Below are 21972 nucleotides of genomic sequence, written 5' to 3'. Positions count from 1 at the left end.
CCGCGGGACCCACAGTAGGGGAGGAGGCCGACGCTCAGCGGTTGAACGGGTCGTCGGGCCGGACCGACCAGCTGAAGCCGCGCTCGTACAGCGTGGATCCGGAGGGGTCCGGGGCGAGCACGAGGTCCACGTCCCCGCCGTCCACCCCGTCGCCCGTGACGTGCAGGGTGCCGCCGGGCTGCTCCTCGATCGTGAGCGTCAGCTCCTGGGGCAGGACGTCGAGGTACTCCCTCACCGGCTGCCCCTCCTCCCGCAGGTCCTGGAGCGCGAGCTCGACCGTGCCCTCACCGCCGCGACGGTAGGTGCCGGTGAGGAGCGTGCCGTCCGCGAGGCGGAGCTGCACGGGGGAGTCCTCGCCGTAGACCGTGTCGCCGAAGGCGATGCGCGCCCAGCGACGGTCCTCACCGAGCTGCGCGGCGGGCTGCGCGGTGTCCTCCTGGACGGCCCACACGCCCGCGGGCACGGAGTCGTCGCTGCTGCGCGGCGGGTACAGCTGGGTCGACCCCCAGATCACGAGCGCCGCGATCGCCACGGCGGCGATCGGACCGAGCACGTCCGTGACCCGGGCGACCGGGCGCCACGGGATCAGCGTGGGCAGCGGGCCCCGCGGGATCTCCCCGCGCCGGAAGAACGCGCTGAACAGGCGCGGCATCCACGGGATGAGCACCACGACCGACATCACCAGGTAGATCAGCGAGGGTGTCTTCACCATGACGTCGTAGCCCAGGTTCAGGACGAGCACGAGCGCCATCGACCCTGCCCCGACCACCGCGCCGAAGGGTACCGAGCGGCGCCACAGCAGCGCGAGCCCCGCCCCGCACTCCGCGACCCCCGCGAGGAGCTGGAACAGCGGGGAGAACGCGACCATCCGCCACAGCAGGCCCATGGGGCTCATCTCGCCCTGGCTGATGAGCGCGTCCCCCGGGTCGGAGAGCCCGAACTGGCCCAGCACGAGCTTCGTGCCGCCGTAGTAGAGCAGCACGAGCGCGAGCAGCAGCCGCACGGCGCCGTGCGCCCACCAGCCCAGGGTCGCGGCGACGGTGCGCGCGACCCGCTTCTCGACGGCGTAGCCGTCCTCGGGTGCTGGTGCTGGTGCGGGCGCGGGGGAGGGGGAGGTGTCTGCGTCGGAGGAGGTCATGGACCCATTCCACGTCGGCGGGCCGCGCCAGGCGTCCGTCCGGGGGTGGGAGCGGACCCGACCTCCGTCGGGGCCGACGGGCCCCCGGATCCGCTATGAGTCGAGCGTGCTCCTCCGCGTGCTCGGGCCGGGCGGCGAGGTCGTGCCCGCCCAGTGCGCACCCGCCCCGCCCCAGGCGTCACCGCGCATCTGGCCCACGCAGACCAGGACGATGTGGGGGCGGGGCGGGGCGCTGACGGTCGGATCAGCCCTGCGGGTCCGCGCTGCCCGGGCGGGCCCACGGCGGGACCTGCCCGTCGGCCGCCTGCTGCGCGGCCTGCTGGGCACGGCGCTCGGCCTCGGCCTGCGCGTCGCGGGCCTGCTGGGCGCTGATGCGGCGCTGGCGCTCGGCGCGCTGGGCGTCCGCGGTGCGGCGCTGCTGGGCCTCCGCCTGCTCGCCGTCCTCGTTCGCCTGGTGCGCGGCCTGCGCCTGCAGCATGGCGGAGCGGATCTCGTCGCCCATGGAGCCCACGGCGCCCGGGTTCGAGGGCAGGTACAGCACGTTCGAGCGGCCGTTGCGGGCCACGTCCTGCATGGTGTCGAAGTACTGGGTCATGAGCAGCAGCTGCTCCGCGGAGGACTCGATGCCCACCTTGCGCAGCATCTCGTACTGCTCCGCGATGCCGAGCGCGATCGCCTTGCGCTGGGCGGCGACGCCCTCACCCTGCAGGCGCTTGGACTCGGCCTCGGCCTCCGCCTGGGTGACGCGCTTGATCTTGTCCGCCTCCGCGAGGGACTGCGCGGCCACGCGGTCGCGCTGGGCGGCGTTGATCGAGTTCATCGAGTCGCGCACGCGGGCGTCGGGGGAGATGTCCTGGACGAGCGTGTTGACGATGTTGAAGCCGAACTCCTGCATGCGCACCGAGAGCGTGTTCTCGACGCTGCGGGCGATGTCGTCCTTGGACTCGAAGGCCTCGTCGAGCTCGAGGCCGGACAGCGCCGAGCGCACCGTGTCGAACACGTAGGAGCGGATCTGGTTCTCCGGGTTGGAGAGGCGGTAGTACGCGTCGACGACCTGCTCCTCCTTGATCACGTACTGCACGGCCACCGGCACGGTGACGAACACGTTGTCCTTGGTCTTGGACTCGATGTTCACCTCGAGCTGCTGGATGCGCAGGGAGATCGGCCGGGTGGTGCTGTCCACGAACGGGGCCTTGAAGTTCAGGCCCGGTCGCGCGACACGACGGAACTTGCCGAAGCGCTCGACGATGACGTTCTCCTGCGTGTGCACGGTGAACATGATCGAGGTGCGCAACCCGCCGAAGAGCAGCGCTCCGAGGATCGCAAGCACCACGACGACGACGACGAGGACGATGAGGACGGCGACGACGCCTTCCATGGGGTTCCCCTTTCCAGGAGGTGGTCGATGTGAGCCACGCTACCGAATGGTCCCTGTTCCAGGGGGCCGACGAAGGGAGGGGATCCGGGGAACGGTGGGAGTCCGCGTCAGCGGCCGAGCCGCTGCAGCTCCACCTCGATGCGGCGCGCGATCCGCGCCGGCGGCACCGGCGGGGCGTAGCGGCGCAGCACGTGACCGTCGGCGCCCACGAGGAACTTGGTGAAGTTCCAGGCGATGCGGCCGCCCAGCACGCCGGCCTTCTGAGCGCGCAGCCAGGCCCACATCTCCGGGGCGCCCGGCCCGTTGACGTCGGTCTTCGCGAACAGCGGGAAGGTCGTCTCGTAGCTCGAGGTGCACACCTGCTCGGTGTCCTCGTCGGTCCCCGGGTCCTGATGGAACTGGTCCGACGGGAAGCCGAGCACCGTGAAGCCGCGGTCGCCGAACTGGCGCTGGAGGGACTGCAGGCCCTCGAGCTGGGGCGTGAAGGTGCACTGGGTCGCGGTGTTGACGACGAGCAGCACCTGGCCCTCGTAGTCGGAGAGGTCCTGCACGTCCCCGCGGATCGTTCGGGCGGAGAAGTCGTGGAGGGTGCGGTCCCCGCCGGGGAGGGGTGCGGAAGCGTCCGATGCGTCGAGCTTCGTCATCGACGGGCCTCCTGCCTGCTGTGGTCGCGACCACCCATCCTAGGGGCGCGGGACGCCCGGCGGGGTGGTCAGTCGTCCAGGAAGGCGTCGACCTCGGCCCGGGTGGGGGCGGACTGCGGCCCCCAGCGGGTCACCGCGATCGCCGCCGCCGCGTTCGCCCGGGTCGCCGCGGACTCCCAGTCCGCGCCGAGCGCGCGCTCGGCGAGCATCGTGCCGGTGTGCGTGTCCCCGGCGCCGTTGGTGTCCACCGCCTTCTGCGGGAAGGCGGGGATGAACGTGCCCCGGCCGTGGTGGAAGACCGTGCAGCCGCGGTCGCCGTCCCGCACCACGACGACGGTGCCCGGACCGATCCGGCGCCGCAGCGCCTCCGGGGTGTCCTCGAGGTCGTCGAGGCCCGTGATCGCCCGGGCCTCCGCCGCGTTCGAGGTCCACACGGTGGTGCGCGCGAGCACCCGGTCCTGCAGCTCCATGGGGAAGGAGGCGAAGGGCTCGCCCGGGTCCAGCACCACCTCGACCCCCTCGGGCAGGGACTCCAGGAGCGCGAGCAGCGGATCGCGCGTGGGCTCGAACAGCGAGTAGCCGGAGATGCACAGCAGGTCCCCGGGCCGCGGGTCGAGCCTCGCGAAGGACTCGGCGGTGACCTGCCGCTCCGCCCCGTAGACGGTGACGAAGGAGCGCTCCGCGGTGGGCTCGACGAGCACCACGCAGTAGCCGGAGTCGTCGTCCCCCCGCGGGGAGTCCGCGAGCGTCACCCCCGCCTCGGTGAGCACCTCGCGGATGAGGTCGCCGTTGGGGCCGGTGCCGTGGGCGCCGCCGTGCACGGCCTCCGCCCCGGTGCGCGCGGCGGCCACGAGGATCGTCGCGGCCCCTCCTGCGTAGCGCTCCTCCGAGCGGGCGTTGACGTTGTCGCCGCGCACGGGCAGCGAGGGCACCTCGACCACCATGTCGACGAGCGCCTGGGAGGTGTGGAGCACGCGGGGCATGGGGCGAGTCTAGGGGCGGGGATGGTGGACGATGGAGGCATGGCCACCTCAGCTCGCCGCTCCCGCCCTCGTGCTCCCTGGATCGTCGGCGTCGCCGCCCTCGCGGTGATCGCCCTCGTCGTGGGCGGGCTGCTTGTGTGGCGGGCCCGGGCGGACGGCGGCCGGGCGGAGGCGGAGGCCTTCGCGGAGGCGCTGGACAGCGGGGACTTCTCCGGGGTCCCGCTCACCGGGAGCACCGCCGGGGAGGCGGCCGCGATCCGGGAGCACGTGACCGCGTCCGTCGTCGCCGCGACCGGCGTCGAGCCCACCGTCGCGCTCACCGATGCCGGCGAGGTGGAGGACGGCGACCGCACCGCGACGTACACCTGGACCTGGGACCTGCCCAAGCCGATGGGCACCTGGACGTACGAGACCACGGCGACCTTCTCCGGCGACGACGGCACGTGGTCCGCGACGATGCTCCCGAACGTCGTGTACCCGGGGCTCGACGACGACTCCGGCTCCCTCGACGTCGAGATCACCCGCGGCACCTCCGGCTCCGTCACCGACCGGGAGGGGAACGCCCTGGTCGCGCCCACGGACGTCATCGACGTGGGGCTCGACCTGTCCCGGATCGCCGGGAACGAGGACGCCGCCGGGACCGCGCGGGAGCTCGCGGGCCTGCTCGGCATCGACGCGGACTCCTACGAGCAGAAGGTCAAGGACGCGCAGGACGCCGGGGAGACGGCGAGCATCGTCCCCGCGCTCACGATCCGTGCCTCCGCGAAGGGCCAGTACCCGCTCGACAAGGCTGCCGCCCTCCCCGGCTACAGCGCGGTCGAGGGCACGCTCCCGCTCGCCGCGGACCGCAGCTATGCCCCCGGGGTGCTCGGCACCTTCCGCGAGGCGACCGCGACGGACGCGGAGGAGTCGGGCGGCGAGATCGTCGAGGGCGAGCTCATCTCCTCCGGTGGGGTGACGGCCGCCCGCCGCGACCAGATCGTCGGGACCGAGGGGCTGCAGATCATCGCCCGCGGGGTCAACGGCTCGAGCGAGGTCGTCGAGGAGAGCGAGCCGACCGACGGCACCGATGTCCAGATCACCCTGGATCCGGACCTCCAGGAGGCGGCGACCGCGGCCGTCGCCGGACAGGACTCGCCGAGCGCCGTCATCGCCATGAGCGCCTCGACCGGGCAGGTCCTCGCCACGGGCCTCGGCCCGAGCGGACAGTCCTACCCCGTCGGCCTCGTCGGGCAGTACGCCCCCGGCTCGACCTTCAAGATGGCGACCGCCCTCGCCCTGCTCCGCACCGGCGACACCCCGGACACGCAGGTCGACTGCCCCGCCACGGCGAGCGTCGACGGCCGCTCCTACAAGAACGCGGACTCCTTCGAGAGCTCCCTGGTGGGCTCGATGAGCCTCGCCGAGGCGATCGCCCACTCGTGCAACACGGCGATGGTGCTGCAGTCCGGGAACGTCTCCCAGGACGCCCTCGTCGACGCCGCGACCACCCTCGGCATCGGCCAGGACGCCCCCGAGGGCCTCGACGCGTTCATGGGCTCCGTGGACCCGGAGGACACCGGCTCCGAGCACACCGCGGACCTCATCGGCCAGGGCAAGGTGCTCGCCTCCCCGCTCGCCATGGCGACCGCGCTCGCGAGCATCAGCTCCGGCAGCACCGTCCACCCGCGCATCCTCATGGACGACGACGCCACGACCGACGTCCCCACCCCGCTCACCGAGCAGGAGACGAGCGACATGAGCACCATGCTCGCGCGGACCGTCACCGACGGCACGCTCACGAGCCAGCTCGGGGACCTCTCGGGCGGCGAGGTCATCGGCAAGACCGGCACCGCCGAGTGGACCGACGAGAACGGAGAGGCGAAGCTCCACTCGTGGGTCGTCGCCGCCCAGGGCGACGTCGTGGTCTGCGCCTTCGTCGAGGACGGCGGCTACGGCGCGACGACCGCCGGGCCGCTCGTGCGCCAGGTGCTCGAGGCCGCGCAGTCCGCGGGCCTCGAGTGAGCGCTCAGAGCGCCGCGGCGACCTCGACGGCCTGACGGATCGCCCGCTGCGCGTCGAGCTCGGCGGCGACGTCGGCCCCGCCGATCACGTGCACGCGCGGCAGGCGGCCGCTGCGCGCCTCGAGCAGCTCGGCGGCGAGACCGGTGACGCTCTCCTGGCCCGTGCACAGCACGACCGTGTCCACGTCGAGCACCCGCTCCTCGCCGTCCTCGAGCAGGTGCAGGCCCTGCTCGTCGATCCGCTCGTAGGCGACGCCCGTGTGCTGGACGACGCCGGCGCGGCGCAGCTCGGCGCGGTGCACCCAGCCGGTCGTGCGGCCCAGGCCCGCGCCGATCTTCGTCTCCTTGCGCTGCAGCAGGTGCACCTCGCGGGCGCGGCGGCCGTCCGTCGGCGGATCCGCCGGGGCCTCGGGCGGCGTCCGACGCGCGGCGACCCCGCCGCGGTGCGCCGAGGGGTCCAGCACGCCCCAGTGCTCGCGCCAGGTCGCGGCGTCGAGCGTCGCCGAGGGGATGGGACTCGTGAGGTACTCGGCGACGTCCACGCCGATCCCGCCCGCGCCGATGATCGCGACCCGCTCCCCGGCGACCGCGCGCTCCTCGAGCAGGTCCTGGTAGGTGACGACCTGCGGTCCCGCCGCGGGCGCCTCGGCCTGCGGGGCGAAGCCGGGCAGGTCCACGAGCCGCGGCGTCACGCCCGTCGCGACGATGACGTCGTGGAACTCCTGGAGGTCCTCCGCGGAGGGCCGGGTGCCGAGGCGTATCCCCACCCCGGCCGACGCGAGCCGCATCCGCCACGAGCGCAGCGCGAGGGCGTAGTCCTCCTTGCCGGGGATGCGGGCGGCGAGCCGCAGCTGCCCGCCGATCTCCTGCGAGGCCTCGAAGAGGGTGACGACGTGCCCGCGCTCGGCGGCCGCGAGGGCCGCCTCGAGGCCGGCCGGACCGGCGCCGACGACGGCGACCCTCCGGGCGCGGCGCTGGACCACCGGGGTGAGCACGAGCTCCGTCTCGTGGGCGGCCCGGGGGTTCACCAGGCAGCTCGCCCGCTGGTGGTCGAACACCTTGTCCAGGCAGGACTGGTTGCACGCGATGCACGCGACGATCTGGCCCGAGCGGCCCTCGGCGAGCTTGCGAGGGAGGTGCGGATCCGCGAGCAGCGGCCGTGCCATCGACACGAGGTCCGCGTCGCCGCGGGCGACCACCGACTCCGCGAGGTCCGGGTCGTGCAGCCGGTTCGAGGCGATGACCGGCAGGTCCACCTCACGCCGCAGCTGCGCGGTGAGCGGCACGAAGGCGCCGCGCGGCACGGAGGTGACGATCGTGGGCACGCGCGCCTCGTGCCACCCGATCCCGCTCGAGAGCACGTCCACGCCGCGCTCCTGCAGGCCGCGGGCCAGCACGATCGTCTCGTCCCAGGTCTGCCCGCCGGGCACGAGGTCCACGAGCGAGAGGCGGTAGGTGAGCAGGGCATCGGGACCGATCGCCTCGCGCACCGCGGCGGCGACCGCGAGTGGCAGCGCCCGCCGGCCCTCCGCGCCGCGGCCCCAGCGGTCCCGGCGGCGGTTCGTCGCCGGGGCGAGGAACTGGTTCAGCAGGTAGCCCTCGGAGCCCATGATCTCGACGCCGTCGTAGCCGGCCTCGACGGCCCGCCGGGCGGAGGCCGCGAACTGCTCGATCGTGCGGGATACGCCGCGGCGGGTGAGGCGGCGCGAGCGGAAGGGGGAGAGCGGGGAGCGGCCTGCGGTCGCGGAGGCCGCGAGCGGCTGGGCGGCGTAGCGGCCCGCGTGCAGGAGCTGCAGCACGATGCGGCCGTCGGCCTCGTGGACCTCCTGCGTGATCCGGGGGTGGCGGCGCAGCAGGTGCTCGCTCGCCTGCGCGCCGTCCAGGCTCAGACGGCCCGAGCGGTTGGGGGAGAAGCCGCCGGTGACGATGAGGCCCGCGCCGCCGCGGGCGCGCTCGCCGAGGAAGGCGGCGAGGCGGCCGGCGTCCCCGGGATGATCCTCGAGCCCCGTGTGCATGGACCCCATGACGATCCTGTTGCGCAGGGTCAGGGGACCGAGGTCGAGCGGGGAGAGCAGGGTCCGGTACCGCGACGCTGCGGCAGAGGGGTGCGGGCTGGCCATGCCGAGCATTGTCGCAGGCCCGCCCGCCCCCTCGTGTCAGCCGACGCGCGCAAGGGCCAGCGCGAGGTTGTCCGGCGCCCCCGCCCCGAGGGCCTCCTCGACGATCCGTGCGGCGAGGAACTCCGGCGCATCGGCGCCGGTCAGCAGGCTCGCGAGCCGCGCCGGGTCGAGCACCGCGTGGACGCCGTCGGAGAGCAGCGCGACCAGGTCCCCGGGCTCGATGCGGCGGATGAGCAGGTCGGGCGCGGTGGGCGCGCCCGCGGCGAGGGCACGGTTGAGCACCGCCCGCTGGGGGTGGCCCTCGGCCTCCTCCGCGGTGAGGCGCCCGGCGGCGACGAGCGAGCGCACCTGCGTGTGATCCTGGGTCACCGGGTCGACCCGGTCGCCGTGCACGAGCAGCGCGCGTCCGTCGCCCACATGGGCCACGTGCAGGCGGCCGCCCGTGAGGAGGGCCGCCGTGAGGGTCGAGCCGGACTCGCCGCCCGCGGGGACGAGCGTCTCGGCCGCCGTCCACGCCTCCTCGAGCGCCGACGTCGGATCCGCCCCGGCGGCGAGCGCGTCGCCGACCGCGACCTCGAGCGCCGCGAGGATCCGGGCGGAGAGCGCGTCCTCCGCGCCGAAGCCGTCGGCCACGGCGAGCAGCAGGATGCCGGGGCCGAGCTCGGTGTGCAGGACGGCGTCCTGCTGGGCGGGCCGCACGCGCCCGCGGTGCAGGGCGGAGGCGGCGATCAGGGTGGGGTGGTCGGTCATGGCGGTCTCCTCGGGGAGCTCCCCGAGATCGCGGACGAGGAGGCCGACGGCGGCGGCGCGGGAGAGGGAGTCGGCCTGCTCCTGTCGCCACCAGGAGCGCAGCTCCCAAGCGGCGGCCGCCGGCTCGAGGTCCAGCAGCACCCCGATCCGGGCCAGGCCCATGCCCACACCGCGCAGGGCGGCGATGCGGCGGGCCCGCGGCACCTGGTCGGCGCCGTAGGAGCGGTACCCCGAGAAGGGGTCCACCCGCCGCGGGGGCAGGAGGCCGGACTCGTCGTACAGCCGCAGCGCCTTCGCGCTCAGCCCGCTCGCGGCGGTCAGCTCGCCGATGCTCAGCAGGGGCTCCTGGTCCACGCCGTCTCCTGTCGGTCGTCCTCGCCCGATCCCTCGGGCACCGGGGCGATCCCGGCACGCACGACGCTCGGGACTGCCCCCGGGGCAGAGTCAAGCAGGTCGCGGAAAATCCGTCGACGCCGCCGGTCAGGCCGTGGTCGACTGCCGTCATGCACGTGACGATCCGCCCCCTGGACCCCGCCTCCGACACCGAGCTCGCCCAGTTCAACGCTCTCGACGAGGCGCTGGACCTCGACGCCTTCGGCGGCGTGCAGCCCTTCACGCTCGCGCAGCGCCGCAGCACCCTCGAGGACACCCCCTACCACCGCTCGCGCCGCTGGGTCGCGATCGCGGAGACGATCGAGGGCGGTGAGCAGCTCGTGGGCCGCGCCGCCACCTTCGAGCCGCTCCAGGACAACCTCGAGATGATCTCCGTGGGCTGCGCCGTGCACCCCGCCTTCCGCGGCCGGGGGATCGGCACCGCCCTCGTCGAGGAGGCGCTGCTGCCCGCGATCCGCGAGTCCGGCCGACCGCTCGTCGACGCCTGGGGCGAGATCGGGGCCGACGGCGACCCGGACGAGCCGTCCCTGCCCGCGAACCGCATCGCCGCCCGGCTCGGGGTGTCGCGCAAGAACATCGGCGTGTGCCGTGCGCTCACGTTGCCGCTGGATGCGGGGATGCTCGACGAGCTCCGGGCGCAGGCGGAGGAGAAGCTCGGCGGCTACCGCATCGAGATCTGGGAGGACCCGGTGCCCGAGGAGCACCTCGCCTCGTACGGGGCGCTGCTGCGCCAGCTCGACCTCGACGACCCCGACGAGGACCTCGAGTACGAGGCGCCGGAGTACACGCCCGAGCGGATCCGCACGTCGGAGCGGCGCCGCGCCGAGCAGGGCATCCTCCAGTACCAGTCCGTCGCGATCGCGCCGGACGGCACCATCGCCGGGAACTCCGTCATCAACCTCAAGCAGGGGGAGGAGGCGACGCTCGGTTGGCAGGAGAACACGCTGGTCATGCCCGATCACCGCGGGCACCGCCTGGGTCTCGCACTCAAGGTCGCCACGCACCGCGAGCTCGCCGCGCGCGCCCCGCACGTGCGGCGCCTGATCACCTTCAACTCGCACGTGAACCCGTGGATGATCGCGATCAACGAGCAGCTCGGCTACGAGGTCGCCTTCCGCGAGGTCGGGTATCAGGGGCGCGTGGAAGGATGAGGCCATGACCTCGTCATCGCCCGTCGACGGGCAGTCCCGCATCGTCACCGCTTCCGCCGAGGTCGCCGCGCCCGCCGCGGTGATCTTCGAGCTCATCGCCGATCCCGCCCAGCAGCCCCGCTGGGACGGCAACGACAACCTCGGTTCCGCCGCGGAGGGCCAGCGGGTCCGCGCGGCGGGCGAGGTGTTCCGCATGACCCTCACCAAGGGCGCCGTGCGCGAGAACCACGTGACCGTCTTCGAGGAGGGCCGCTCGATCGCCTGGAGGCCCTCCCCGGAGGGCGAGCCCACCCCGGGCCACGAGTGGCGCTGGGACCTCGTGGACCTCGGGGACGGCCGCACCCGCGTCACCCACACCTACGACTGGACGGCGCTCGAGGACGAGGCGCGGATCGTCAAGGCCCGCGCCACCACGAGCGCGAACCTGCAGGCCTCCGTGGACTGCCTCGCCGCCCTCGTCGAGGGACGGTGACCCGCTGAGCGGTCTCCGGCGGGCGCTGCTCGTCACCGCCGCGACCGCCGCGGGGCTGCTCGCGCTCTCCGGCGCCGCGGCCCTGCAGGCGACCCGCGCCGTCCGCGCCGCGGCACCGCCCGGGCCGGCGGCGCCGCAGCGCGAGGTCGTCGTCGTGCTCGGATACGGCAACGCGCCCGGAGAGCTCAACGGCGTGAACCGGCGCCGGCTCCAGCGGGGGCTCCGCTCCCGCCACCCCCGCGCCGCCTCCTCGCTGCTCCTGCTCAGCGGCGGCGCCGTGCGCTCCACCGTCCCCGAGGCCGAGCTCATGGCCGCGCACCTGCGCGGACCCCTCGGCTACCGGGGCGCCCTCGCCCTCGAGACCGAGAGCCGCTCCACCGAGGACAACGTGCGCCTGTCCGTGCCCTTCCTCGAAGGCGCGGACCGCATCGTCCTCGCCTCGGACCCGCTGCACGAGCTGCGCGCTCAGGAGTTCCTGCGCCGCCTGCGCCCCGACCTTGCCGCGCACCTCGCCCCCGCGGACCGCTCCCGCCCGCTCGAGGGCTGGTGGCTGCGCCCCGCGGAGGCCGTGATCGGCATCGAGGGCTTGCGCCGCGCACGCATGCTGGGATCCTGGAGGGCATGAACCGCGAGGAGGCCAGGGTCCAGGGCGAGATCGAGCAGGCGATCGCCCGCGGCGACTTCGACGACCTCCCCGGCGCCGGCAAGCCGCTGAAGCTGCCGAGCACGCACGACCCGGACTGGTGGATCAAGCAGCGCCTCGACGAGGAGGACGTCGACCGCGACGCGCTCCTGCCCGTCGTCGTCCTGCTGCGCCGCGAGCACGAGCAGCGGGACGAGACCCTCCGCGAGCTGCCCGACGAGCAGTCCGTGCGCGAGTACGCGGACGACTTCACGCGGCGTGTGCGCGAGGATCGCGCCGCGAGCCCGATGGCCCGCATGCTCGCCCCCGAGATGCCGGCCGACGCCGCCGTCGAGCGCTGGCGCGAGCTGCGCGCGGAGCGGGAGGAGCCGGTGGATCCGGCGCCGGTCGCAGAGCCCACGGGACGGCGTCGACCGTGGTGGCGCCGCCTGCTCGGCGGGAGCTCAGGCGAGGGGGCGTGACTTCTCCGCGTCGATGATCTCCCAGGTGCCTAGCCGCCGGAACCCGGCGGACTCCGCGAGGGCGATCGAGGACGTGTTCTCGAGCTGGCACCGGTACTGCGGCTCGTAGCCGCGATCGAGGGCCGCCGCGCTGATGCCCCTCACCGTGGCACGGCCCAGCCCCTGCCCCCGCTGCTCCGGCAGCGTGATGACGCCGAGGTCCGCGAAGCGGGTCTCGCCCCAGGGGTACATGCTCGAGGCGCTCGCGAGCCGCCCCTCCACGAGGGTGCCGACGACGAGCCAGTGATCGAGCTCGACGAACGCCTCGTCGAGATCGTCCTCCGGGGCCGCGCGGGTGAACTCCTCGAACAGCGGGGCGTCCGCGGTGGTCAGCTCCCGGGTGCGGGGATCGGGCCCCTCGGCGCACAGCGCCGCCTGCTCCGCGAGGGGCAGGAAGAACAGCACGTCCGGATCGTTCAGGGTGATCCCGTGCCCCTCGAGCCGGGTCCGGAGCTCCCGGGGCTCGACGTCCTCGCCGCTCTCGAGGCCGAGCTGGTCCGATCGCGCGGGGGAGAGCGAGAGCAGCGACGGGCCGTCCTCGGGATGCAGCAGCGACACCGACCTCCGCTCCGAGAGGGTGGGGTCGACGGTGACCGCCACCGGGTCCGACGCCGCGCCGCGGGAGTCCTCCGGGATCCACTGCGCGTGGACGAGGGGCGAGAACATCGCCCCCTCAGTCCATGCCCTGGGCGAGCACGTCGATGACGTGGGGCACGGCGTCCTCGTCCCCGGAGAGGTCCACCTGCTGGGCGCCGCCGGGCAGGCGGTCCAGGGCCGGCGAGCGGCCCCACAGCCACAGGTAGATCGCGAGCGCGGTGCCCTCCGCCTGCGCGAAGGGGAGGGCGTCGGGGTCGGCGTCCTCCGGGAGCGGCCGCGCGACGAGCTGGTCGAACTCCTGCCCGTCGCGGGGACGGGTCCCGGTCCAGTGCGCGATCTCGACGTCCAGCGCCTCCCCACCCTCGGGCAGCAGGCGCAGCAGGGCGAGCGGGGAGAGCTCCGCCCACTCGGGGATCCAGTCGTGGCCCGCCGCGAACATCACCGCCACGGCGTGGTCGAGACCGTCGGCCGCGACCTCCTCCGAGATCGGGGAGAGGGTCTCGGCGCCGGCCGTGAGCTCGGCGTCGACGCGGTGCATGGTCGCCTCGTGCACCTGCATCCGCCGGGTGAAGCCCACGCTCTGATCGGCGGGGAACCACGACCATGCGGCCTGGTCGTCGGGACGCTTCTCGAGCTGGGCGAGCAGCGAGGCGGTGGCCCGGGCGCGCCGATCGACGAGGTGCTCGCGGGCGTCCTCGCCCTCGGGCCGGGGGTCCTTCATGCCGTCGGCCTTCTCGGCGTCCTCGTCGGTGCGGGCCTCTGTGGCGAGCACGGACGCCCAGAACTCGTGGACCTCGGTGACGTGCCACAGCAGGTCCAGGGCGGTCCAGTCCGGGCAGGTGGGGACGGGGGCGGCGGGGTCGGTCGCGGCGAGCACCGAGGAGGAGCGGCCGGCCTCCGCGTCGATGAGGGCGAGAGGATCGGGGAGGGCGGCGGGGGACGGTGAGGGTGTCATGGGCTGAGCCAAGCACGACAGGGAGGGCCCCACAACCGAAATGGGACGACAGGGCGGAGCGGGGCGTCGAGACTGGGGCCATGCATCTGGAGAACGTGGTCATCGACGCCGTGGAGCCGCTCGTCACCGGGCCGGCATGGGAGGAGCGGCTGGGCACCGAGCGGCTCACCACGCTGCCCGAGGGTGTCGAGACCAGGATCCACCTGCCCGGGGAGGCCTTCCTGGACCTGTGCATGATCGCCGTGCCGGAGGCGGAGGAGGAGCCCGAGCGGCTGCACCTCGTGCTGGGCCCGGGGGAGCAGGGGCGGGAGCGGCTCGAGGAGATCCGCCTCGAGAGCGCGGACGTCCCCCGCGACCTCGCCTTCTGGACCTGGCTCTCGGCCTGGGAGCCGGAGGCCGACGGGCTCCGCCACCCCTCCGGCGAGGGCCCGCTGCTGCGGCTCGTGCCGGAGTCCGCGCCCGCGGGGCCGCTCAAGAACCGTGCGCACCTCGACATGCGGCTCGCGCCGGGGGAGGAGCCGGAGGCGGCCGCCGCGGAGCTGGTGCGCCGCGGCGGCCGCGAGGTGACGGAGGATCCGACGCTGCCGTGGCGGGTCTTCGAGGATCCCTCCGGCAACGTGCTGTGCCTGCTGCCCGCCCCCGCGCCGGGGAGCTGAGGCTCAGGCCCGGGGGCGGAGCGCGAGCAGCACGATCCCGGCCGCGGCGAGCATGAGCACGAGGCCCACGCTCGCCGTGATCGTCACGCCCGAGTCGAAGGCGTGGCGGGCGGAGTCGAGCAGCGCTTCGCCGACGCCCGCGGGGAGCTGGGTGGCGACGGAGGTCGCCCCGCCCAGGGTCTCCCCGGCGGCGGCGGACTGCGCGGCGGTGAGGCCCTCCGGCAGCTCGACGTGGGCGCGGTAGGCGGCGTTGAGGATGCTGCCGAGCACCGCGGTGCCGAGCACGGCGCCGGTCTCGTAGGCGGTCTCCGAGATCGCCGAGGCCGCGCCGGCCTTCTGCGCGGGGACCGCGGAGAGGATGAGGTCGTTGGAGATCGTCTCCGCCATGCCCACGCCCGCGCCGAGGATCATGAACGCGGCGACGAGGGCGGCGTCGGATCCGGCGCGGCCGCCGGTGAGGATCACCGCGTAGCCGACGGCGTTCAGCACGAGGCCCACCGCCATGGCGTGGGCGGGCCGCACCCGCTGCACGAGGCGCACCACGAGCAGGCCCATGAGCACGGTGAGCACGAGCCCGGGCAGGAGCAGCAGGCCGGCCTGCACCGGGGAGCGGCCGGAGACCAGCTGCAGGTGCTGGGCGACGAAGTACAGGAACCCCACGAGCGAGAACACGCTGAGCAGGTTCGCGGCGATCGAGGCGCTGAAGGCGGGGACCGCGAACAGGCGCACGTCGAGCATCGGGTCGCGGCGCACCAGCTGGCGGCGCACGAAGGCGAGACCGCTCAGCAGGCCGAGGCCCGCAGCGAGCACCACGCCCACCGTCACGCCCTCGTGGGCGAACGTCTTGATCGCCCACACGAGCGGGATCATCGTGGCCATGACCAGCACGATCGAGGCAGGATCCACGGGGCCCGGTCGCGGGTCGCGGGACTCGGGCACGAGCCTCGGGGCGAGCACGAGGAGCGGGACGAGCATCGGCAGGGCGAGCAGGAACACGGAGCCCCACCAGAAGTGCTCGAGCAGGAGGCCGCCGATGATCGGGCCCAGCGCGGAGCCGCCGGAGAAGCCGGCCGCCCAGATCGCGATCGCGAGCCGGCGCTCCTCGGCGTCCGTGAAGATGTTGCGGATCAGCGAGAGCGTCGCCGGCATGAGCATCGCGCCGAAGACGCCCATCCCGGCCCGCAGGGCGATGAGCACGCCGGCGCTCGGGGCGAAGGCCGCGACGGCGGAGACGAGCGCGAAGCCGGCCGCTCCGATGAGCAGCAGGCGGCGCCGCCCCAGGCGGTCGCCGAGGGAGCCCATGGGGACCAGCAGGCCGGCGAGCAGCAGCGGGTAGATGTCCACGATCCACAGCAGCTGCGCGCCGCTGGGCTGCAGGGCGGTGGAGAGCGCGGGCAGCGCGAAGGAGAGCACGGTGTTGTCCACCGAGATCAGCAGCACCGGGAGCACGAGCACCACGAGGGCGGCCCAGCGGCTCCGCGCGGTGGTCACGGCGGTGGTGGGGACGTGGGTCGACATGGTCTCGCCTCCTCGGAGCGGATCGGGGGTGCCGCCACGGCCGGCGACCTGCTCACGCTAAACCGTCCAGACGGTACAGTAAAGCGTGAGCGCCTATGGTGCTCGTCATGTCCGCCCGTGAAGATCTGCTCGACGCCCTCGAGGGGCTGCTCATCGACGACGGCGAGCGCGCCGCGACCCTCGACGCCGTCGCCGCCCGCGCCGGCGTCTCCAAGGGCGGCCTGCTCTACCACTTCCCGTCGAAGACCGCGCTCTTCGACGGCCTCGCCGGCCGCCTGCGCGACCTCGCCGCCGCGGACCTCGAGCTCATGGCCAGCGCGCCCGACGGCCCCTCCGCCTACTACGTGCGCTCCTCCGTCTGGGAGGACACCGCCTTCGACCGCACGCTCGTCGCGGCCTCCCGGCTCTCCTGGACCGAGGACGCCCCCGTCCGCCGCGCCTTCGCCGACGTCCGCGCGAGCTGGCTCGCCCTGATCCTCGAGGAGGTGGGCGACCCCGCCGCCGCCGAGGCGATCATGCTCATCGGTGACGGGCTGTACTACAACGCCGTGCTCGGCGGATCGAGCGTCCCCGACGGCACCGCCGCGGGCTCCCGTGATCTCGACGGCCTGCTCTCGGTCGTCGCGCGGCTGCGGGAGGGCCGCGCATGAACGACCGGTGATGCTTCGATGATCTCTCGGTGACCTGCCGGGATCGTCGGACCTGCCGACGGTCGCGGCCGCAGGATGGGGCGCATGGCCCCCTCCTCGACCACCTCCCCGCGCCGGGTCACGATGCTCGCGGCCCTGCTCCCCGCCCTCCTCCTGCCCTCCGCCGCGCTCGCCAATCCGACTCCGCGCCCCCATGCGCTCCACGGCGAGGTGAGCGTCCTTGCCCGGGGAGTGACCCACGAGCGGATCACCCTCGGCGACCCCGGGGCCCGCTACGACTGGACCCTCCAGGTGACCCTCCCCTCGGGGGAGGAGGGGGTCGCCGATTCCCCGGTCTCGAGCGCGGCGATCGCCGCCGAGGCCACCGACCGACTGCGCGGGGCCGGGCTCGACGCCCGCAGCGAGGAGGTCGGCGCCGACGAGCTCGAGGACGCCGGCGGTCCCCTCGGCGAGCGCGTCCGCGTCGGCTCCTACGCGACCGAGGCGGAGGCCTCCCGCGCCCGCGGGGCCGTGATCGAGGCCGGGTACCCGGCCTCCGTCTGGTACGAGGGCTGGGACGGCGACGCCCCGGCGGCGGAGGATGACGGCGGGCCCGTCGCCGTGAACGTCCTCACGGGGGACCCCGCACGGTTCCGCGGCGAGGTCGGCGCCACCTTCGGAGCGGACCTCGAGCGCACGGAGACCTGCGCGGTCTCGATCTCGACGGCATCGATCGGGTCCCCGGGCTGATCCGCAACTGCGGGGGCACCGACGACCTCCCCACGAGCGCCCCGCAGCACGACGTGACCTGCACGGACGCCGACGAGCTCGTGGCCTTCACCGAGGAGTTCGGGGCGAGCACCCCGGAGGGCGAGGGGCTCGAGGTGGTCCTCGACACCCACGGCCGCGTGCGCGACGTGCTCGAGCGCCGCGGCACGGCGCTCGGCCGCGGCGAGCGCTCCGTCCAGGCGACCGGCGCCGAGGTCGCGCGGCTGCGCGAGCTCGCCGAGGGCGCCCGCCGCCTGCACCTCACGAGCGAGCTCGCCGACCCCTCCGGGCGGCGGCTGCCGATGACGCCGAGCACGCAGGTGATCAGCGGCGGGCCGAACCTCGTCACCGACGGCTCACGCGAGGTCACCGCCGCGCGCGACGGCATGGTGCTGCCCGCGAACGCCGGCCAGTTCTACGGGTGGGTCCACCAGCGCAACCCGCGCACGATCGCGGGCGTCGACGCCCGGGGGCGGCTCGTGCTCGTCACCGTCGACGGCCGACAGACGGAGTCGGTGGGCATGAGCATCTCCGAGGCCGCGGATCTCGCGCTCGACCTCGGCCTCGTCGATGCCGTGAACCTCGACGGCGGCGGCTCCACGACGATGGTCGTGGGCGACGAGCTCGTGAGCACGCCCTCCGGCGGGCAGGAGCGTGCGGTGGGCGACGCGCTCGTGATCCGTGGGCGCTAGCCCGGCTCAGCGGGCCCGCGGCAGCGCCGCGGCGACCCACTCCTCGGCGTCCACGAGGCGCGGATCCGCCCCGTGGGCGCCGAGCCAGGTGCACACGTTGCGGCAGTCCCGGCGTAGGAACTCCTCGCCGTGCGGGTTCGCCACGAGGTCCAGCACCTGCGGCACGTCGATCACCACGAGGTCCTGCCCGCCGCTGCGGGGGTCCACGAGCACGTTGTAGGGGGAGAGGTCCCCGTGGACGAGGCCCAGCTCCTCGCCGAGCGTGACGACGACGCGCCGCAGCTGCGCCGCCCAGCGGTCCGCGAGGTCCGGCTCGGGTCGGGCCTCGTGCAGGCGCGCCCCGGCGGTGGGCGTGCCCGGTGTCCCGTCCGTCGCGTGCTCGGTGCCCACGAACTCCATGAGCAGCTCCGTGCCCTGCACCTGAACCGGGTACGGGACGGGCAGGCCCGCGGCGCTCAGGCGGGTGAGGACGTCGAACTCGGCGCGCGCCCAGCGGTCCGCGGCCGCCTCCCGGCCGAAGGCGGTGCCCTTGGCGATCGCGCGCGCCTCCCGCGAGTCCTTCACCCGCCGGCCCTCCGTGTACTGCGCCGTGCGATGGAAGGAGGAGTGCTTCTCGGAGCGGTAGCGCTTGGCGACGTAGAGCGCGCGCTCGCCGGGGGCGCCGGTGCGCCGGTGCTCGGGCAGGGCGCGCTCGAGCAGGAAGGCGTCGGCCTCCTTGCCGGTCTTCAGCACGCCGAGCTCGGTGTCGATCGCGCCGTCGTGCTGCACGACCCAGTCGGGGAAGGGCTGCGGGCCGCGATCCATCGTGTGGGCGGTCTGCGGCCACGTGGACCAGCGCTGGTCGGGGCCGGGCTCGTCGGGCACGGAGGGGAACTCGTCGGGATCGGCGAGGCCGGAGGAGACGAGCGAGGCGGAGTAGAAGGTGTCCCAGTCGAAGGACGAGGTCATGGGGGTGTCTCCCGGGGAGAGGGACCCGCAGGAGCTCAGCGGGTCGAGGGGTGGTGGAGGACGGCAGGGGTCAGCACGGTGACAGCCATGGGGTCCTCCTCTCCTCGAGGCGCGCCCCGCACGGGGCGGCGACTGCGCACACCGTAGCCGGCGACCGTCGGCCCCGTCGAGCGAATAATCGTTTACGGCGGGATCGGGCGGAACGGACGCGGCTCAACCGATTCAGCGGATCCCCCTTCCTCGTGGGAATTGATCGTTGGGTTCGTCGCAGCCCGACCCGCAGGAGCCATCCCATTCCCCCTCAGGAGGAGGCGACGATGACGTCAGCCCCGCACTCCCGCTCCCTTCCCGCCCTCCGCCGCCGCCCCGGCCGACGGGCCCGGCCGCGGCGTCCGCTGGCGCAAGGACCACGTGTTCCCGAGCTTCCGCGGCGCCGGCACCGTGCGCGTCGCGGACCTCCGCGAGCTCGACGGCTTCGACCGTCTGCTGCTCATCACCCTCCAGGGCCTCGCCAACCGCGAGAAGCCCCAGCTGTACCTCATCGCCGACCCGGTCGACGAGACCTGGGTCGAGGACCTCGGCGTGCGCACCCTGCGCGAGAAGGACCCGCTCGATCTCGTGGACCGCTACCGCGAGCGGATCGGCGGCGCCGTCGTCCACGACATCGACGTCCCCCACACCATCAACCTCGCGACCACCATCGCAGGCCTCCAGGGCCTCGTCGTCGCCACCGCCGAGCAGGCGGAGACCCACGGGATCGAGATCGTCGAGAACCTCCGCGGCCGCTTCGAGGACGATCCCGCCGCGATCCACGACTGGGCCATGGCCCACCTCTGGGAGCAGTGCACCCACAAGATCCTCGTCGGCCTGCCGCCCACCCACACCGTCGCGGTCGAGGGCGCCCGGTGGACCGAGCTGCTGCGGGAGACCGAGCGCGTCACCGACTCCTCCAACCTCGACACCTACACCCTGGACCTCACCGGACACGGCGGCGAGGGGGCCTGTTCCTCAAGGTCGGCGACTCGTTCTCCGACGACGGCTGGGGCGGCGCCGTGCACCACGTCGAGATCACCGCCGACGGCAAGGTCCTCGCCTCCTTCGTCCCCGGCACCGCCGAGGAGGAGCCCTCGAAGCCCTCGCAGCGCCGGCCCGAGGACCGCGTTCTACGTCACCCTCACCGTGGGCGAGGGGGACAACATCCAGTACTGCCAGCGGCACATGCGCGAGCTGTGGGACGACCCGAACCGTGGCCAGGTGCCCCTGAACTGGACCGTCACCCCGCTCCTCGAGGACATCGGCCCCGCGATCCTCCATCACTTCCAGCGCACCGCCACCGAGGACGACCTGCTCGTGTGCGGGCCCTCCGGCGCCGGCTACACCTACGGCGACTCCTGGCCGCAGGACGAGCTCGGTGTCTTCACCCGGCTCTCCGGCCTGTACCAGGAGCGCACCGGCCTCGACGTCGTCTACGCGTACTCGACGCCCGAGCCCGGCGAGGCGCCGCCCGTGCTGCCGGACCGGGTCCTCGAGGCCTACGCCCGGGACGTGCCCCTGCGCGGCATCATGCAGACCGACGAGGCCGGGACGATCTCCGAGCCCGACGCCGCCGTGCCGCTGATCGGCATGTTCTACCCGCCCGGCGGCGTCGACGTGTTCCGCGCGGCGCTGCGGAAGAAGATCGAGGAGCACGGCGGGACCGGGCCGCTGTTCATCGCGGGGCTCATCAACGCCTGGAGCTGGACGCCCAGCCACGTGCTCGAGCTCGTCTCCGACCTGCCGGGCGAGGTCGAGGTCGTCCTCGCCGACGAGTTCTTCGATCTGTTCTCCCGCACGGCATGATGCCCGGGTGACCACTCCTGACACCGCCCCCGCGCAGCTGCTCGCCCTCTACGACGCGCAGCTGCGCGAGGGCACCGAGGTGCTCGGCGCCGGGTGGTCCGCGCGGCTCGGTCCGCTCACCCTCGCCGTGCATCCCGGCGGCAGGGGCTTCGTCACCTACCGCACGCTCGCGGGGGAGACGGACCTCCCCGCCCTCGTCGGCGCCGCCGTCGAGAGGCTGCAGGAGGCCGGCGCCGGCGAGATCGAGTGGAAGACCCGCGGGCACGACGACGTCCCCGGCCTCGAGGAGGCCCTCGCCGGCCACGGCTTCGCGGCGGAGGAGACCGAGGCGATCATGATCGGCCCGCTCACCGGACTCACCGGCGAGGTCCCGCTCGCTCCGGGCTCCCGCGTGCGGCGCGCGCTCGCGGCGGAGGACGTGCGCGCCGTGAGCGCCATGACCGACCGCGCCTTCGGCCAGCAGGTCGACCCCGCCCGGGCCGACGCCCTCGTCGGGGCCGTCGCGGCCGGGGACGGCACGCAGCTCTGGGTCGCCGAGGTCGACGGGGAGATGGCCTCCGCCGGGCGGCTCGTCACCGTGCCCGGCACGGACTTCGTGGGCCTCTGGGGCGGCGCGACCCTGCCCGCCTACCGCGGCCGGGGCCTGTACCGGGCGCTCACCGCCGCCCGCGCCCGCGCCGCCCTCGCGCAGGGCTTCCGCTTCGCCCACAGCGACTCGACGCCCTTCTCCCAGCCCATCCTCGAGCGCTCCGGCCTGGCGCGAGTCTCCACCACCACGCCCTGGGTGCGCGCGAGGAGTCGCGATACCTTCACGGGGTGAGCTCTCCCGACCCCCACCGCCGTCTCCTCGCCGTCCTGTTCGGGGGGATGGGCGTCCTCCACTTCGCCGCGCCGTCCGTGTTCGACCAGATCGTGCCCCGTGCGCTGCCCGGCCGCGCGCGGTCCTACACCCTCGCCTCGGGCGGTGCCGAGCTCGTCGTCGCAGGGCTGCTCATGTCGCCCCGGACCCGGGGCTGGGGCAGTGTGGCGGCGGTGGCCCTGCTGGTCGCCGTGTTCCCGGCGAACGTCCAGATGGCGCTGGACTCCCGTGACGCCTCTCCGCTGCGTCGCGCGGTCGCCCTGGGTCGACTGCCGCTCCAGGGGGTCCTCATCGCCCAGGCTGTGGGAGCCGGGAGACGCTGATCGGCTGGCGACC

General features: G+C 74.2%; 22 protein-coding genes. 12 read left to right on the top strand and 10 right to left on the bottom strand.

Going from position 1 to position 21972, the window contains the following annotated elements; all coding sequences use genetic code 11:
- Positions 1-34: 34 nt before the first annotated feature.
- From ABD080_RS02230 to ABD080_RS02215, 4 genes are all read right to left on the bottom strand, one after another.
- Positions 35-1138, bottom strand: a complete 1104-nt coding sequence (locus ABD080_RS02230) for a hypothetical protein (RefSeq protein ID WP_343903480.1) — start codon at positions 1136-1138, stop codon at positions 35-37.
- Between the two features lie 244 nt (positions 1139-1382).
- The gene (locus tag ABD080_RS02225; protein WP_264451073.1) at positions 1383-2516 is read right to left on the bottom strand and encodes an SPFH domain-containing protein; all 1134 of its coding nucleotides are present in this window, start codon (positions 2514-2516) and stop codon (positions 1383-1385) included.
- 107 nt (positions 2517-2623) lie between these two features.
- Complete coding sequence (locus ABD080_RS02220) at positions 2624-3160, bottom strand: glutathione peroxidase (protein ID WP_137768933.1); 537 nt, start codon at positions 3158-3160, stop codon at positions 2624-2626.
- A gap of 68 nt (positions 3161-3228) precedes the next feature.
- Positions 3229-4143, bottom strand: coding sequence for a PfkB family carbohydrate kinase (locus ABD080_RS02215; protein WP_137768932.1), 915 nt, complete (start codon positions 4141-4143; stop codon positions 3229-3231).
- A 39-nt stretch (positions 4144-4182) separates the two neighbouring features.
- Between ABD080_RS02215 and ABD080_RS02210 the strand changes: the two genes are divergently transcribed.
- On the top strand, positions 4183-6147 hold the full coding sequence (locus tag ABD080_RS02210) for a penicillin-binding transpeptidase domain-containing protein (protein WP_343903479.1): 1965 nt from the start codon (positions 4183-4185) through the stop codon (positions 6145-6147).
- 4 nt (positions 6148-6151) lie between these two features.
- On the opposite strand, the gene ABD080_RS02205 is transcribed toward ABD080_RS02210, so the two are convergent.
- Together ABD080_RS02205 and ABD080_RS02200 are read right to left on the bottom strand one after the other, a co-directional pair.
- Positions 6152-8266, bottom strand: a complete 2115-nt coding sequence (locus ABD080_RS02205) for an oxidoreductase (protein WP_343903477.1) — start codon at positions 8264-8266, stop codon at positions 6152-6154.
- 36 nt (positions 8267-8302) lie between these two features.
- Positions 8303-9370 carry a MerR family transcriptional regulator gene (locus ABD080_RS02200; RefSeq protein ID WP_343903476.1) on the bottom strand — a complete coding sequence of 356 codons (1068 nt, stop codon included), beginning with the start codon at positions 9368-9370 and terminating at the stop codon, positions 8303-8305.
- Between the two features lie 149 nt (positions 9371-9519).
- Here ABD080_RS02200 and ABD080_RS02195 point away from each other — a divergent pair, with 149 nt between their 5' ends.
- The 4 genes from ABD080_RS02195 to ABD080_RS02180 all read left to right on the top strand — a co-directional run bounded on the left by ABD080_RS02195 (position 9520) and on the right by ABD080_RS02180 (position 12136).
- Positions 9520-10560, top strand: coding sequence for a GNAT family N-acetyltransferase (locus ABD080_RS02195; protein WP_343903475.1), 1041 nt, complete (start codon positions 9520-9522; stop codon positions 10558-10560).
- A 4-nt stretch (positions 10561-10564) separates the two neighbouring features.
- The gene (locus ABD080_RS02190; RefSeq protein WP_343903474.1) at positions 10565-11032 is read left to right on the top strand and encodes an SRPBCC family protein; all 468 of its coding nucleotides are present in this window, start codon (positions 10565-10567) and stop codon (positions 11030-11032) included.
- A 154-nt stretch (positions 11033-11186) separates the two neighbouring features.
- Positions 11187-11657, top strand: a complete 471-nt coding sequence (locus ABD080_RS02185) for a YdcF family protein (protein ID WP_343903473.1) — start codon at positions 11187-11189, stop codon at positions 11655-11657.
- On the top strand, positions 11654-12136 hold the full coding sequence (locus ABD080_RS02180; protein WP_343903472.1) for a DnaJ family domain-containing protein: 483 nt from the start codon (positions 11654-11656) through the stop codon (positions 12134-12136). The genes ABD080_RS02185 and ABD080_RS02180 overlap by 4 nt, the downstream gene beginning before the upstream one ends.
- On the opposite strand, the gene ABD080_RS02175 is transcribed toward ABD080_RS02180, so the two are convergent.
- Both ABD080_RS02175 and ABD080_RS02170 read right to left on the bottom strand, forming a co-directional pair.
- A complete protein-coding gene (locus ABD080_RS02175) occupies positions 12119-12841 on the bottom strand; it encodes a GNAT family N-acetyltransferase (protein WP_343903471.1) in 723 nt (240 codons plus the stop codon). The two genes, ABD080_RS02180 and ABD080_RS02175, sit on opposite strands and share 18 nt — an antisense overlap.
- Positions 12842-12848: 7 nt before the next feature.
- Entirely contained in the window at positions 12849-13727 is an 879-nt protein-coding gene (locus ABD080_RS02170) for a maleylpyruvate isomerase N-terminal domain-containing protein (protein ID WP_343903470.1), read from the bottom strand.
- Between the two features lie 80 nt (positions 13728-13807).
- Between ABD080_RS02170 and ABD080_RS02165 the strand changes: the two genes are divergently transcribed.
- Positions 13808-14383 carry a VOC family protein gene (locus tag ABD080_RS02165; RefSeq protein ID WP_343903469.1) on the top strand — a complete coding sequence of 192 codons (576 nt, stop codon included), beginning with the start codon at positions 13808-13810 and terminating at the stop codon, positions 14381-14383.
- A gap of 3 nt (positions 14384-14386) precedes the next feature.
- Here ABD080_RS02165 and ABD080_RS02160 read toward each other — a convergent pair whose 3' ends face one another.
- Complete coding sequence (locus tag ABD080_RS02160; RefSeq protein WP_343903468.1) at positions 14387-15901, bottom strand: MFS transporter; 1515 nt, start codon at positions 15899-15901, stop codon at positions 14387-14389.
- A 107-nt stretch (positions 15902-16008) separates the two neighbouring features.
- Between ABD080_RS02160 and ABD080_RS02155 the strand changes: the two genes are divergently transcribed.
- The 3 genes from ABD080_RS02155 to ABD080_RS02145 all read left to right on the top strand — a co-directional run bounded on the left by ABD080_RS02155 (position 16009) and on the right by ABD080_RS02145 (position 17990).
- Positions 16009-16551, top strand: a complete 543-nt coding sequence (locus tag ABD080_RS02155) for a TetR/AcrR family transcriptional regulator (RefSeq protein WP_240811171.1) — start codon at positions 16009-16011, stop codon at positions 16549-16551.
- Between the two features lie 84 nt (positions 16552-16635).
- On the top strand, positions 16636-17280 hold the full coding sequence (locus ABD080_RS02150) for an SPOR domain-containing protein (RefSeq protein WP_343903467.1): 645 nt from the start codon (positions 16636-16638) through the stop codon (positions 17278-17280).
- A gap of 53 nt (positions 17281-17333) precedes the next feature.
- On the top strand, positions 17334-17990 hold the full coding sequence (locus ABD080_RS02145) for a phosphodiester glycosidase family protein (protein ID WP_343903466.1): 657 nt from the start codon (positions 17334-17336) through the stop codon (positions 17988-17990).
- A 6-nt stretch (positions 17991-17996) separates the two neighbouring features.
- On the opposite strand, the gene ABD080_RS02140 is transcribed toward ABD080_RS02145, so the two are convergent.
- Positions 17997-18938, bottom strand: coding sequence for a serine protein kinase RIO (locus ABD080_RS02140; protein ID WP_343903465.1), 942 nt, complete (start codon positions 18936-18938; stop codon positions 17997-17999).
- 411 nt (positions 18939-19349) lie between these two features.
- Between ABD080_RS02140 and ABD080_RS02135 the strand changes: the two genes are divergently transcribed.
- From ABD080_RS02135 to ABD080_RS02125, 3 genes are read left to right on the top strand one after another with little or no spacing between them, the layout of a single operon-like run.
- The gene (locus tag ABD080_RS02135) at positions 19350-20777 is read left to right on the top strand and encodes a GxGYxYP domain-containing protein (RefSeq protein WP_343903464.1); all 1428 of its coding nucleotides are present in this window, start codon (positions 19350-19352) and stop codon (positions 20775-20777) included.
- A 7-nt stretch (positions 20778-20784) separates the two neighbouring features.
- The gene (locus ABD080_RS02130; RefSeq protein WP_343903463.1) at positions 20785-21597 is read left to right on the top strand and encodes a GNAT family N-acetyltransferase; all 813 of its coding nucleotides are present in this window, start codon (positions 20785-20787) and stop codon (positions 21595-21597) included.
- A gap of 47 nt (positions 21598-21644) precedes the next feature.
- Complete coding sequence (locus tag ABD080_RS02125; protein ID WP_137771579.1) at positions 21645-21959, top strand: DoxX family protein; 315 nt, start codon at positions 21645-21647, stop codon at positions 21957-21959.
- The last annotated feature ends 13 nt before the right edge of the window (positions 21960-21972 follow it).

Source organism: Brachybacterium rhamnosum (genome assembly GCF_039526185.1).
Lineage (GTDB): Bacteria > Actinomycetota > Actinomycetes > Actinomycetales > Dermabacteraceae > Brachybacterium > Brachybacterium rhamnosum.
Note: the sequence above shows the minus strand (reverse complement) of the source record. Positions and strands in the feature narration are given on the sequence as shown.